Here is a 13,977-nt window from a genome sequence, read left to right as displayed (position 1 = left end):
AAACGATTATGTTATAGTGTCTATGGTACAAACTTATTAGTGTACTAACTTTTTTTTGGGAGGTTTATTTATGAGTGTACATATTGGCGCAAAAGAGAACGAGGTTGCTGAAACAGTATTACTTCCTGGGGATCCTCTTCGGGCAAAATATATAGCGGAAACATTTTTAGAAGATGCCAAATGTTACAATGAAGTTCGGAATATGTTTGGCTACACTGGAACATACAAAGGAAAAAGAATTTCTGTCCAAGGTACTGGGATGGGTGTCCCTTCTATCTCGATTTATGTGAATGAATTAATGCAAAGTTACAATGTTCAAAACCTAATCCGCGTCGGAACTTGTGGAGCAATCCAAAAGGATGTAAAAGTCCGCGATGTAATCTTAGCAATGACAAGCTCGACTGACTCTAATATTAATCGCCTCACCTTTGGGCATGTCGATTTTGCTCCAGCAGCAAATTTTGATTTGCTAAGGAAGGCATATGATGCAGGGATTGATAAAGGTCTTAATTTAAAAGTAGGAAATATTTTTACAGCTGATTCATTTTATAATGATAATGCAGAACTAGAAAAATGGGCTAAATATCAAATCCTTGCTATTGAAATGGAGACAACAGCACTTTATACTTTAGCGGCAAAGTTCAATCGCAGAGCTCTTTCAGTACTTACAGTTAGTGACCATATCTTAACAGGTGAAGAGACTACAGCAGAAGAAAGACAATTAACCTTTAATGATATGATTGAAGTAGCTTTAGAAGCTGCCACCAAGGACTAATATGTTATTAAACCTCTTCCGGTCAGGGCGAGGTTTTTTCTTTTTATACAAAGGAAACTTGCTGTAAAAGGGAGAATTTAATTAATATAAATATTTAAGGCGATAGTAACCTTCTTCCTCAAGTTTAAGCAATTAAGTTTTAAAATAAAAAAGGAAAATAAGTGACAACACTTGGATATAAATTGTAGTAAATAGGGTGCAGGGGTATAGTATGAGTGAGGTGAGTGAAATGAAAGAACAGCTCAAAGTAGAGATTACTGGTATGACCTGTGCTGCATGTTCAGCAAGAATCGAAAAAGTGCTAAATAAAATGGACGGTGTCGAAGCCAATGTGAATTTAACTTTGGAAAGTGCTGTCATTTCATATGAAAAAAACAAAGTAACGAGTCATGAAATTATGACCAAAATAGAGAATATCGGGTATGGTATACGTTTTGGAAAGTCTGAGTTTGATGTCTATGGGATGACCTGTGCAGCTTGTTCCACACGAATTGAAAAAAGCTTAAACAAAATGGATGGTATAAAACAAGCGACCGTGAATTTAGCAGCTGAATCAGCAAGCGTTGAATTTAATCCTGGGCAAGTGACGATTGAGGGTATAAAAGATAGAATTAATAAGCTTGGTTATGAAGCAAAGGTGAAAGGAAAAAGGGAATCGAAGCAACAGCATAAGGAAGACGAAATAAAACAGAAAAAACAAAAGTTCCTTCTATCGGTCATATTGTCAATACCACTTTTGTATTCGATGATAGCCCACATCCCTGTTGATCTAGGCATGCCAATGCCCCATATTTTAATGAACCCGTGGTTTCAATTCCTATTAGCCACTCCGATTCAGTTTTATATTGGAGGTCCGTTTTATATTGCGGCCTACAAGTCACTTCTAAACAAAAGTGCTAATATGGATGTCCTTGTTGCTTTGGGGACATCTGCCGCTTATTTCTATAGTCTTGCAGAAGGAATAAAGACTATTCACAACCCTATTTACATGCCGCATCTCTATTTTGAAACAAGTGCAGTTCTGATTACGTTAATCCTCCTTGGAAAGTTATTTGAAACAATAGCGAAAGGGAGGACAACTGCCGCTTTATCCAAACTGCTTAACCTTCAAGCAAAAGAAGCCACTGTTATCAGAGATGGAAAGGAACAACAAGTTCCTATTAAAGGTGTGAAAGTCCGAGATCGATTAGTTGTGAAGCCTGGAGAGAAAATTCCAGTCGATGGACAAGTGGTCCAAGGACAATCTTCAGTTGACGAGTCGATGATTACTGGTGAATCGATCCCGGTGGAAAAAGCTGTTGGTGACACACTAATTGGGTCAACTATTAATAAAAATGGAACGTTAACAATGGAGGCTACAAAGGTCGGAAAGGATACTGCCTTAGCTGGCATCATTAGAATTGTTGAGGAAGCACAAGGCAGTAAAGCTCCGATTCAACGGCTGGCGGACACCATATCCGGCTATTTTGTACCTGTGGTAGTTGTTATATCAATCATAACCTTTATTATATGGTATTTATTCGTTAATCCCCATAATTTTCCATCAGCTTTAGAAACCGCGATCGCGGTACTCGTTATTGCTTGTCCTTGTTCCTTAGGGCTTGCTACTCCTACCTCCATCATGGTTGGAACAGGAAAGGCCGCTGAGATTGGGATTCTTTTTAAGGGTGGGGAACATCTTGAGACCGCCCACAAGATTAATGCAATGATTTTTGATAAAACAGGTACGATTACAAAGGGACAACCAATTGTAACGGATTTTATTGCTTATCAAGAAGAGAAAAAGGTCCTTCAATATCTTATTTCAGCTGAAAAGTCATCCGAGCATCCTCTTGCGGAAGCAATCGTAAGATATGGAATCCAGAAAAGGTCGAGCACTTTACCGGTAAAACGGTTTAAAGCGATACCTGGCTATGGAATTGAGGCGAAAATTGGCAATGATGAAGTTTATGTGGGGACACGTAAACTTATGAATCTAAAGTGTATTTCTTACCATGAGCTAGAAAACGATCTGCTTCGCTTTGAAACAGAAGGGAAAACGGCAATGTTTATCGCGATTAATGATACGATCATGGGAATGGTGGCGGTGGCAGATACAGTAAAAGAAACAGCAGCGGAAGCAGTACAGCAATTAACAGAGTTAGGAATCCAGGTCTATATGCTAACCGGTGATAATGAACGGACTGCTAAGGCCATTGCTAATCAAGTGGGTATCCAAAATGTTATAGCTGAAGTTCTGCCGGAAGAAAAAGCAATACATGTAAAGGAATTACAGTCTAAAGGGTTAAAGGTAGCAATGGTAGGCGATGGGATTAATGATGCCCCCGCTCTTGCCGTGGCTGATATCGGTATTGCGATAGGTACAGGAACAGATGTAGCCATTGAGGCAGCCGATATTACTATTCTAGGTGGAGAACTTACTTTGGCTCCTAAAGCAATTTCTTTAAGTAAAAAAACGATGCAAAATATCCGGCAAAACCTCTTTTGGGCACTCATTTATAATTCTGGAGGTATACCGATTGCAGCACTAGGACTGCTTTCCCCTTGGGTTGCTGGTGCAGCAATGGCTTTCAGTTCAGTTTCTGTGGTAACGAACTCACTGCGTCTAAAGAGGGTTAAAATCTAGAAAACGGTACTTACCACCCGGTAGTGCCGTTTTCTTTAGGTAGAATGAAGGAAATTGTAATTCTTATTATATTCATTAACTTTTCTTTGTTAATTTTATATAAAAGATGTTATTCTAATCACTAAGGGTTTACTTTTTGAAAAAGGCGAAAAAAATGTAAAATTAACCCTCTTAAATTCTAATTTACAGTTCATATTTTTTATGGTGAATGAAAGTGGTGAAGGCTTTGGAAGAAAAAAATGAAGAACAACTGAAGGTTCAGGAAGAAAAAGTAGAACAAGAGCAAGTGAACCAAAATAAATCAGGTTACATACGCTTGAAAAAGTTTCATTTTATTATGCTGTTATTTTTCCTTGTTTTCTTATCGGCTGGAATAACAACCTTTGCTCTGGCGTTTGGAAAAGAAAAAGTGGTAACAGTTGCGCCGGAAAGAACAGAATTTAATAAGCTTTATGAAGCATTTGATACCATAAAAGATGGCTATTACAAAGACGTTGATCAGAAAAAATTAATTAATGGTGCAATTGATGGTATGGTTCAATCATTAGATGATCCTTATTCGGACTATATGAGCAATGAAGAAGCAAAGAGTTTTCATAACAGCATTTCCTCTTCGTTTGAAGGAATTGGTGCTGAAATTCAGGAAAAAGATGGACATATTGTGATTGTTTCTCCTATTAAAGGATCCCCTGCAGAAAAAGCAGGTTTGAAACCAAATGATATGGTTATTTCTGTAAATGGAAAAAGCCTTCAGGGAATGAATTCGACTGAAGCTGTAACATTAATTAGAGGTAAAAAAGGAACAAAGGTAACATTATCAATTCAAAGACCCGGGATGAATGCACCAATGACCGTGCCAATTGTTCGTGACACAATTCCAATTGAAACTGTCTATGGTGAAATGGTTGATGATTCGATTGCAAAGGTTCAAATTACGAGTTTTTCAAGCAACACATCTAAAGAACTTGTTTCTACACTTAACGATCTCCAGAAAAAAGGAATGAAAGGGCTTGTTTTGGACTTACGTCAGAATCCTGGGGGATTATTGGATCAAGCAGTAAGCATCTCAAGTATGTTCGTTCCAAAAGGAAAAGTTATTGTAAAAGAAGAAGACAAAAACGGTAAAATTAAAGAAATTGCTTCACAAAATGAAGGAGATCCTGATCTTCCACTAGTTGTGTTAATAGATAGTGGAAGTGCGAGTGCTTCAGAAATATTTGCTGCAGCTGTAAAAGAATCTGCGGGCGTACCATTGGTTGGGGAAAAATCGTTTGGAAAAGGTACGGTTCAAACAGCCGCTGATTTTGAAGATGGTTCTAATTTGAAATATACCATTGCTAAATGGCTGACACCAAACGGTAACTGGATTCACAAGAAGGGAATTGTTCCAGATGTAGTAGTCAAGCTTCCTGAATATGCGACATTACCGATTATTGATCCTGATAAAGAATTGGCACTATCCACTTCGTCTACAGAAGTACAAACTGCTCAGAAGATGTTAAAGGCGATAGGGTATGATCCTGGAAGGGTGGACGGCTTTTTTGACGAAAAGACTAAACAAGCTGTCATAAAATTCCAAACAGCTCAAAAGCTTCCTGCTAATGGTGTGTTAAAGGGAGACTCTACCCTGAAGCTTATGGATGTTTTACGTGAGAAAATCAAAAATAGCGATACTCAATTACAAAAAGCTGTTGAGGTATTAAAAGGTCGTATGAAATAACTATTAGTAACCCGATTCCTTCTGGAGTCGGGTTAAATTCTATTTTTAGAAAGGGAGAAAGTATGAAAAGGACAGAGATATACATTTTGTCGGGATTTTTAGGGAGTGGAAAGACTACATTATTAAAACGCCTTCTTGAGGATGAACGCAGATATGGGAGAAAAGTTGCTGTCTTGATGAATGAACTTGGTCAAGTATCAATTGACTCTGATGCGGTTGAAGAAGATGTTTTGTTAAAAGAATTATTAGGAGGCTGCATATGCTGTTCCATTCAGGACAAGCTTGAGGCACAACTCCAAGGACTATTAATGGAGGAGCAGCCGGATGTGATTTATATTGAGACAACGGGTGCGGCACATCCAGTGGAAGTATTGGATTCAATTCTATCACCCCTGTTTGCTGATCAATTATTGATTAGAGGAATTATCACCACTGTGGATGGCACTAGGTGGAAGGACAGAAAAACATTAAGTCCTCAGCTGCAGCAATTAATTGTTGAACAGGTGCGGAATGCAGACTTTATCCTAATCAACAAAATTGATGATCTAAAAGAAAATGAGCAGGCCCAATTGATATTTGAGATGCAGGGGTTAAATCCAAGAGCGCAATGTTTACTAACGAATTACTCGATGGTCCCGGTTGAACGTCTTAGAAGTCTAACGGTGGATGGAAAAAAGGAAGCCAGTCATATTCATTTAAACTTATCTACTTTCGTGTATCAGTTTAATAAAGCAATTAGCGAGTCTCATTTTGAAGAGTTTCTAAAGAAATTACCGGAAACTATTTACCGGATAAAAGGATATGTAAAGTTTCATTATTCGGAGAAGCCTTTTCTTTTCCAATATGCATATGGGATGCCGCTTTACATGAGGGAATACATGAATATGCGGTTGAATCTTGTATTTATTGGAGAGAACGTGAATTGGAAGATTATTAATGAACAGCTTATCTCTCTTGAGAGTGAGACAGAGACAGTTTAAAAATGATATTGAATGAATGATAAATTCCACTTCAGGTAACTCTTTTAATGTAGAAGAAACCATTAAAGGAGGAGTTTCAATGAAGAGGGTAGTGTGTTGTTTCTTAATAGTGATACAATTCCTCCTAGGTGGATTTGGGGTAGTTGCCGCTAACAAAATTGAGAATCATGTAGAAATGCCGGAATGGGACAAGGTGAATAAATTATTACCAAAGTACTCGAAGTTTACTGTTGTGGATATGGAAACGGGAAAAAAGTTCAAGGTACAAAGACGAGCCGGAAGTCATCATGCTGACGTACAGCCTCTCACCTCGAAAGATACAAAAATAATGAAAAATATTTACGGAGGTAAATGGAGCTGGAAACGCCGGGCTATATTTATTATTCATAATAAGAAACGGATTGCTGCATCCATGCACGGAATGCCTCATGGAGGTGGGGCATTGCAAAATGATTTTCCGGGACATTTTTGCATTCATTTTTACGGAAGCACTACCCATAGAACCAATTCAATGGATTTATCTCATATGCTTATGGTTTATAAGGCATCAGGAAAATTAAAGCAATACTTGTCAACTGCAGATCCCTATCAGGTCATTAATGCCTATATTGCTGGTTTCAAGCAGCAGGATTCTGTCATAGTCTCGAACATATCACTCCAAAAAGTAAAATGGAATCCGATACTAGATAAAGTTGAAAATGTCAGGGTCACAAGATTAGAGCAGTTGCCGCCAGAAGACCTCACACATGAAATAAGTTTAGACGTACCTGCTGAAGTTGATTGGTATATTAAGGATGTCGGCAGACAGACGTTTCGAGGAGAGATTCATTTAATTCGGTTTTCTCCAGCGGATGCTTGGAAAGTGGATTCCAAACCATTTATAGAAGAAAATCACTTTTAAAGGTCTCACTCGAAAACGTATTTGCTTATGGATATTAATAGGTAGTCTCACTAATTTTTTAGGCCAATTTCGTGCCCAGTTCATACGGGTTGATGAATTTATACATAAACATCAATCCATGTAAAAATATGTAGTCTTTATAAAACTAAAACACCTTTAGAATCACTAAAGGTGTTTTTTAAATAAATTATCTTTGTTCACCAAATTTGATGAAGGTCAATTCATCTTCGATTAAGCCGCAAGCACCACATTGGACTCGATAATCGGGTCCGTTGTATGGAAGGTGAAATGGCTCCAGCTCATTTTCGCCATATTCGCGGATGACATCACCTGACTGAGGATCAAGCTTAACAGATTGAGAAACTTGTTGAATGATATTAAATCTGCTTCGGTTTGTTTTACAATTAGGACATTTGTAAGGGGTTGACATAGGTTTCTCCTTTCTTACTATTGTTAAACATTATTTTTTGCAATAAGATTGGTAAATATGTAACAATGCTAATGAAGGATATGTCTAAACATCAATTAATGGACAAACAAGTTAGGGGAGAAATGCTGTGAAAAAGCTAATACTGTTGCTTATTGCATGCCTGTCTTTAAGTGTAGCTGTTTCCTGTAGCAATGATCAAGAGAAAACAGGTAATATGCCTGAAATGGTGGATGTGAATTTATCGGTGAAGCCTAATCCTGGTGAGCCAAATAAGCCGCTTATTTTTGAGGCAAGGGTTACGCAAGGAAAGGAAAAAATCAATGATGCGGAAGTTACATTTGAAATCTGGCGTTCAAAAGCTGCAAATCATGAGAAAATTACTGTTAAACACACAGAAGATGGAGTTTATCGGTTAGAAAAAACATTTCAACAAGAAGGTACTTATTACATTATTTCTCATGTAACTGCCAGGGACATGCATAATATGCCTATGAAGGAATTTACGGTAGGTAAACCAAGTGAGAAGGAAGATTCCACAACTGATCATACGATGGACAGTATGAACATGGATGATAAAAAAAATTAATAAACATACTAGTTTTACACAAAATAAGACAGCCACTTGGCTGTCTTATTTTGTGGGTTTTATGCTAGTATCGTTATTCCTCTTTTTTTGCCTTTATATTTACGGTGGCCTCCTTACCAAGTTTCTGTTTTACAATTTCATTTACTTTTTCGGAAATATCTCCTTCATATGTTGACCCAATGTTTAACTTGCCTGATAACTCTTTTATACCTAGTTGGCCAAAATTATTTGCATAATCTAAGTGTTCAATAACAATTTGGTCAACCTGAAGATGGTTAATTTGAACAGTTGGAGGACGTTCATTTTGTATTTTTTCTGCAGGGACACCAATGGACTTTACCTCTGTTTTAACCTCAATTATTTTAGATTCTAAAGAGGTAATCTTATTCTCCAATTCCGATATTTTTTTCGTAAAAGTTTTATGTGATGTGAAAAAGCGAAAGATGAATCGCATATAAACCCTCTATTCAGAATGGTTTGTTCAAAACCGAACCGAGATGGCAGCCTTTAGTTAATCTTATTTGTAATTACAGGAAACATGCAAAAAAAAACGACGTCTACAGAATTTCTGTTACGTCGATTTGTGAGTATTGCATATCAATATTTTTAGGGATTTTTATCTCCAGTATTCCATCTTTATAATTTGCGGTACTGCCTTTCCTTTTAACAATAGCAGGAAGAGTGATGGTGTTAGAATCTTCTTGCTCAGGAATATGTTCTACAATAAGCTGATTAGAAGTATGATAGAGGCGAAGCTGATTCAGCCACTCTTCGTTTCGAATCGGAATTCTTACAAACACATAATCATGTGTCTCAAAGGCAGAGGAATTCAACACATTGGCCGACTTCTGTTTTGTTTCTGGTGATTGGAAGCCGCTAAATAAATCTTGGCGATTCATCATATCACCCATGTTAGGCATCATTTTTCCAATAAGGTCCTGAACATAATTGTTAATCTCATCTGGTTTCATTTTTTGTAATGTATCTTTCATATCCTTTGTAAAAGGGAACATATTCCAAGGAAACATTTTTTTTCAACCTCCTAAAAAAATTAAAATTGATTGGCAATTGGTGAGGATGGGTTTGCTATTTGGTCTTGGTCACTAATATCTGTGTCTCCGAAGCCATTCAGAGAAAACGAACTCGAGGGAGAAAGATCACCTAAGGCAAAATTCGATCCCACCCATTTTTGGTTTGCAGTATGGCTGTTTTGGACAGATGGTCCTAAAGAAATATTGGCATTATTTGCAATGGAATTCGTCTTTATATTAAATATGTTTATTTGAAAAGGCATTTTTTTCAGTCCTTTATTTGGAATCACTAAAGACGTTCGATGGATTTGCGATATCACCCATATCATTGATATCTGGATCAATAAAGACATTCTCCATGGCCGCAGTCGGCGGTGCAAAATCTCCATAGGATGAATTTTGACCTTGGGATTTTGAATTAGCTGTATGGGCATTATGAAGGGCTTCGCCGATGTTGACAGACCCGTTGTTAGAAACGCTGTTGATTTTCAGGCTGAAGATATTTATTACAGTCTGCATCCTGTCACATCCTTTATTGTTGTTATCCCATCATATGCAACCACACGCCCATCCGTTATCAAAACTTCAGATCCCTAAAAAGGGACACGATTTAATATTTGCATATATAATCGTTTCTTTTTAACATATATATAAAGAAAGAATTCTTTTATAGAGAGGTAATGATTGTGAAGAAGAAAACGGCGTTGATTACAGGAGGAGCTTCAGGTATCGGTAAAAAAACGGCACAACTGCTTGCAGAAAATGGGTATCAACTTGTGATCAACTATCGAAAGAGTGAGTCTGAGGCAGTTTTCTTAGCAAAGCAATTAAATGATCATTACGGGACGAAAAACATTGCCATCCAAGGGGATGTTGCCAACAAAGAGGATTGCATACGGATTGTGAATGAATCTCTCTCGGTCTATTCGAGTGTCGATGTCTTAGTTCACAATGCCGGTCCATACATACATGAACGAAAAAAACTGACAGATTATTCTTTTGAGGAATGGGATTATTTAATCCAAGGTAATTTAACTTCGGTTTTTAATTTATCAAAACTGATTATTCCGGTGATGAGGAAACAAAATTGGGGCAGAATTATTACGTTAGGATTTGATCGAGTTGAAACCACGCCGGGCTGGATATACCGATCCGCCTTTGCTGCCGCAAAGACGGGTTTGGCATCTCTAACCAGAACAATTGCAATCGAAGAAGCGGAACATGGGATTACCGCTAATATGATCTGTCCTGGAGATATTACGAAGGATTGGAAGGAAAAAAGCATCAAGGACTCGATCTCGTTGAGCGGAGAAAAGCATACGGTGGGAAGACAAGGTACTGGTGAGGACATAGCGCGAGTTATCCGATTTATCATTGATGATCACTCTGATTTTATTACAGGAAGTATTATTCCAGTAACCGGCGGGATGGATGTCCTTGGGAAGGCATTGAAAACATAAAAATTAAATAAGTTCAAAAGTTTTTGAACAATTTGATTACATGAATGAGGATGTCGACTTTTGTAGATAATAGAATTTATTCATCATTTATTCATCTATGAAAGGAGCAAAGTAAATTATGAGTTTTAACATGAACCGAATCAATCCCAATCAAACCCAAGTGTTATTTCATGATGGCCGCTTTGAAACGTTAACAAATGAGGAATTAGACGAATTTTTGCTCCATATGGGACTAAGCGAAGGAAACAATGAACAAAATGTAACGGAATAATTGTTTTTATACAAAATGAAAAGCAATCGGCAGCGCCGATTGCTTTTTTTAGGCCTCTAGTAGCTGAGAATCTTCTTGGTCTGATCCATTGCGCAATAAATGGAAGGTATACAAGTCCTTTGGAATTTCATATAAGTCATAAACATCTGCATTCGCATTTAATTGCGCGTAAAGAGATGCTCTAGTTTCATTTGCTTTCACAACATAAGGAAGCTTTTCTGCTGCCTTAATAGAGCGAATATTGACTTTTCTAATCCGCATAAAAATAGTTTCAATCCCAGCTTCATAAAAGAGTTCTTTAAAAAATGCTTCTTTCGCTGGACTATTGTAGCCTTTCCCATGATAGGGTTTGCCAAGCCAAGTCCCTAAGAACCCAGCATTATCTTCAATGTCAAACAAATTAATCGTCCCGATTGGGTTGCCCCATTCATCGAGAATCGTACGTGAAATTAATTCACCCCGTTCTTCCGCCTCAATCGTTTGTTTCGTCATAAATAAAAATTCTTCATATGAGTCAGCTTTTTGGCGCACAAAAGGGAAGACATCTGGATGCGTCACTAACTCGTACAGTGTGTGGCTGTCATGAAGATCACGTTTTTTCAACATGAAAATCCCTCCATTAGGGCATTCCGATCCCATGTCAAAAGAAGCGGTCCACCCTCGAAATTTTTTATAGAATTGCGTAAAAAATTTCGGGGTGGGAATCGAACCCACTAGAACCAGTATACTGGTGGCGCACCATTTGCCTTCCCTATTTCATTTTTTTTGTTACAGGATTCTGCTCATAAACCCCCAAATCAATCAGTTACAAAATCATTTACTTAGAGTATAATACAAGAAAAATTGTAAAAAGGAAATAGGTTTTTTGCCGTTTTTCGCTAATATTTTTTACCAATTTTCAACACTTTTCTACGCTTCCGAATAAACGATTTCACCGCCGATCATTGTCCATTTCGGCTTTGCTAGATAATGGAAAGGATGATGGGTCCAGAGGACTAAATCAGCATCCTTTTTCTCCTCAATACTGCCTACTCGATCGTCAATGCGTAGGTTTCTGGCTGGAAGGATGGTAATTCCTTCGAGGGCCTTTTGTTCCGGTAAACCTTCACGGACAGCAAGACTCGCACAAATATTTAAGTATTGTATGGGTGTATAGGGATGATCTGTTGTAATTGATACCTCTAAACCGTGATTTGTCAATATTTCATACGTTTTCCACGTTTTATTTTTTAATTCCACTTTGGACCGTCTTGTTAGTGTTGGACCAACTGAAACCTTTAAATGATGTCCGGCTAATTCATTAGCAATTAAATGTCCTTCTGTGCAATGTTCAATCCGCAAATCAAGCTGGAATTCTTCCGCAAAACGCAGCGCTGTAATGATATCATCCGCACGGTGCGCATGAATCCTTACCGGTATTTCTCTTTTTAACGCCATTACCAGTGGAGCAATTCGAAGATCTTCAGGATTATCCGTATGAATGGCCTTGTAGAAAGCTTCCCTAAGCATTCCCATGATTCCCATCCTAGTGATCGAGTCACTATTGCCATGGCTGTGTATTCTCTTTGGATTTTCTCCTAAGGCAAGTTTTAAACCGGCTATTTCTTGGACAATCATTTTCTTGATGTTTTTTCCAGTTGTTTTAATGACAGCCGTAGTTCCACCAATGACATTTGCGCTTCCCGGCATTACATGAACCGTTGTAATCCCGCTTCTAATCGCATCGTTAAAAGCCTGATCTAATGGATAGACCCCATCAATTGCTCGAATATGTGGTGTGAGTGCTTCGACTGTTTCGTTGGCATCATTGCCAGCCCAACCCGTTCCCTCATCATATAAACCTAAATGGGTATGAACATCTATAAAACCAGGGAAGAGATACATACCTGTACAGTCGATTATTTTTACTGTTGAATCTGTCCGTAAATTTTTGCCTATTTTATTAATCTTGCCACTCTCGATAAGGATATCAGTGGCTTTTAACGGTTCAGAGGTGACCGGATGTACATTTGCATTTTTCAAAAGTATTTTATCCATAGTAAAACCTTTCTATATGTTGTTTATGGTATTTTATCTATTTTAGCAACATATGTGTCATAGGAAAAGGAATCTATATATATACATTTTTTCCAACACTTAGTCCTTTTTATTAAAAGTCTTTTTGTTTTGTTAAAGGAGAGCGTTATTTTATAATATTAATTATGAGTTTTGTAGTTTAATGATTACAGGGGTGAGGCAGTTTGATAAGCCAAACAGGATTAGTTTTAGAAGGTGGCGGGATGCGTGGTGTATATACTGCCGGGATCCTGGAATATTTCTTAGAACAGGAACTGTTTTTCCCTTATGTTATTGGTGTTTCCGCAGGAGCATGCAATGCGGCCTCTTATCTATCAAAGCAAAAAGGAAGAAATAAAACAGTTACAGTTGAATATGCAAGTGACCCAAGATACATCTCGTGGAAAAACTACTTTAAGAACAGGCAGTTCTTTGGGATGGATTTTATTTTTGATGAAATTCCTAATCAACATGTCCCTTACCATTATGATGTTTTTTATAACAGTCCATCCGAGTTTGTTGTTGGCGCAACCGATTGTTTAACAGGTATGCCTGTGTACTATAATAAGCAGGATTATGGGGAAGATTTGCTAACTGTCCTACGGGCATCAAGTTCGCTGCCGTTTATCGCACCGGAAATCCGTTATCAGGACAAAATATTACTTGACGGCGGGATAAGTGATCCAATACCAATCAAAAAAGCGCAAAGAGATGGCTTTAAGAAAAATATTGTCATTTTAACAAGAAATAAAGGATATTTGAAAAAACCATCCAAATTCCACTTTCTCGTTAACAGGAAGTATCCAAATTATATGGGATTGCAGCAGTCGTTACGGACACGGTATCAAACTTATAATGATACGATCGACTACTTAGAAAAAGAAGAGACAGACGGCAATGTGCTGATTATCCGTCCATCAGATCCATTAAAAGTGGGGAGGATGGAAAGGAATTCCAAAAGACTAGAAGATTTATATAACCAAGGGTATCGGGATGCGAAGGCTTCAATCGATAAAATTATGTCTTATATTAGTAAAGGTTAGAGGAGAGTCTCGCAGGCTCTTCTCTTTCTTTTTGGATGTGTTAAAGGTTACTGTTGATTTTGGGACAATGTTGATTGGATCGGATAAGCTCCACTCCTG

At 37.7% G+C, this 13,977-nt stretch carries 16 protein-coding genes; 9 read left to right on the top strand and 7 right to left on the bottom strand.

What is annotated here, in order from left to right; translation table 11 throughout:
- Positions 1-70: 70 nt before the first annotated feature.
- The 5 genes from deoD (at position 71) to V7266_RS15525 (ending at position 7,002) form a co-directional block, all read left to right on the top strand.
- Positions 71-775 (top strand): purine-nucleoside phosphorylase, encoded by a 705-nt coding sequence (deoD, locus tag V7266_RS15545; protein ID WP_335468856.1) that lies wholly within the window; start codon positions 71-73, stop codon positions 773-775.
- Between the two features lie 229 nt (positions 776-1,004).
- Complete coding sequence (locus V7266_RS15540; RefSeq protein WP_335468894.1) at positions 1,005-3,401, top strand: heavy metal translocating P-type ATPase; 2,397 nt, start codon at positions 1,005-1,007, stop codon at positions 3,399-3,401.
- 208 nt (positions 3,402-3,609) lie between these two features.
- Positions 3,610-5,121 carry a S41 family peptidase gene (locus V7266_RS15535; RefSeq protein WP_335468854.1) on the top strand — a complete coding sequence of 504 codons (1,512 nt, stop codon included), beginning with the start codon at positions 3,610-3,612 and terminating at the stop codon, positions 5,119-5,121.
- A gap of 62 nt (positions 5,122-5,183) precedes the next feature.
- Positions 5,184-6,101: a CobW family GTP-binding protein gene (locus tag V7266_RS15530; protein ID WP_335468853.1), complete on the top strand. Its 918-nt coding sequence runs from the start codon at positions 5,184-5,186 to the stop codon at positions 6,099-6,101.
- Positions 6,102-6,180: 79 nt separating this feature from the next.
- Positions 6,181-7,002, top strand: a complete 822-nt coding sequence (locus tag V7266_RS15525; protein ID WP_335468851.1) for a hypothetical protein — start codon at positions 6,181-6,183, stop codon at positions 7,000-7,002.
- A gap of 187 nt (positions 7,003-7,189) precedes the next feature.
- On the opposite strand, the gene V7266_RS15520 is transcribed toward V7266_RS15525, so the two are convergent.
- The gene (locus tag V7266_RS15520; protein WP_335468850.1) at positions 7,190-7,432 is read right to left on the bottom strand and encodes a DNA alkylation repair protein; all 243 of its coding nucleotides are present in this window, start codon (positions 7,430-7,432) and stop codon (positions 7,190-7,192) included.
- A gap of 127 nt (positions 7,433-7,559) precedes the next feature.
- Between V7266_RS15520 and V7266_RS15515 the strand changes: the two genes are divergently transcribed.
- Positions 7,560-8,018, top strand: a complete 459-nt coding sequence (locus tag V7266_RS15515; protein WP_335468848.1) for a FixH family protein — start codon at positions 7,560-7,562, stop codon at positions 8,016-8,018.
- A gap of 73 nt (positions 8,019-8,091) precedes the next feature.
- Here the strand turns inward: V7266_RS15515 and V7266_RS15510 are convergent, their stop codons facing one another.
- From V7266_RS15510 to V7266_RS15495, 4 genes are all read right to left on the bottom strand, one after another.
- Positions 8,092-8,472 (bottom strand): hypothetical protein, encoded by a 381-nt coding sequence (locus V7266_RS15510; RefSeq protein ID WP_335468847.1) that lies wholly within the window; start codon positions 8,470-8,472, stop codon positions 8,092-8,094.
- Positions 8,473-8,575: 103 nt separating this feature from the next.
- Positions 8,576-9,046 carry an Hsp20/alpha crystallin family protein gene (locus tag V7266_RS15505; RefSeq protein WP_335468846.1) on the bottom strand — a complete coding sequence of 157 codons (471 nt, stop codon included), beginning with the start codon at positions 9,044-9,046 and terminating at the stop codon, positions 8,576-8,578.
- 23 nt (positions 9,047-9,069) lie between these two features.
- Positions 9,070-9,312 (bottom strand): spore germination protein, encoded by a 243-nt coding sequence (locus V7266_RS15500; protein ID WP_335468845.1) that lies wholly within the window; start codon positions 9,310-9,312, stop codon positions 9,070-9,072.
- Between the two features lie 13 nt (positions 9,313-9,325).
- Positions 9,326-9,568, bottom strand: coding sequence for a spore germination protein (locus tag V7266_RS15495; RefSeq protein ID WP_335468843.1), 243 nt, complete (start codon positions 9,566-9,568; stop codon positions 9,326-9,328).
- Between the two features lie 167 nt (positions 9,569-9,735).
- Between V7266_RS15495 and V7266_RS15490 the strand changes: the two genes are divergently transcribed.
- Positions 9,736-10,509: an SDR family oxidoreductase gene (locus V7266_RS15490; protein WP_335468842.1), complete on the top strand. Its 774-nt coding sequence runs from the start codon at positions 9,736-9,738 to the stop codon at positions 10,507-10,509.
- A 118-nt stretch (positions 10,510-10,627) separates the two neighbouring features.
- Positions 10,628-10,780 (top strand): hypothetical protein, encoded by a 153-nt coding sequence (locus tag V7266_RS15485; protein WP_335468840.1) that lies wholly within the window; start codon positions 10,628-10,630, stop codon positions 10,778-10,780.
- A 48-nt stretch (positions 10,781-10,828) separates the two neighbouring features.
- Here the strand turns inward: V7266_RS15485 and V7266_RS15480 are convergent, their stop codons facing one another.
- A complete protein-coding gene (locus tag V7266_RS15480) occupies positions 10,829-11,386 on the bottom strand; it encodes a GNAT family N-acetyltransferase (protein WP_335468838.1) in 558 nt (185 codons plus the stop codon).
- 303 nt (positions 11,387-11,689) lie between these two features.
- Complete coding sequence (locus tag V7266_RS15475; RefSeq protein ID WP_335468837.1) at positions 11,690-12,817, bottom strand: amidohydrolase; 1,128 nt, start codon at positions 12,815-12,817, stop codon at positions 11,690-11,692.
- Between the two features lie 203 nt (positions 12,818-13,020).
- Here V7266_RS15475 and V7266_RS15470 point away from each other — a divergent pair, with 203 nt between their 5' ends.
- Positions 13,021-13,878, top strand: a complete 858-nt coding sequence (locus tag V7266_RS15470) for a patatin-like phospholipase family protein (protein ID WP_335468835.1) — start codon at positions 13,021-13,023, stop codon at positions 13,876-13,878.
- The last annotated feature ends 99 nt before the right edge of the window (positions 13,879-13,977 follow it).

The organism is Neobacillus drentensis, from assembly GCF_036965645.1.
GTDB lineage: Bacteria > Bacillota > Bacilli > Bacillales > Cytobacillaceae > Neobacillus > Neobacillus drentensis_D.
Note: the sequence above shows the minus strand (reverse complement) of the source record. Positions and strands in the feature narration are given on the sequence as shown.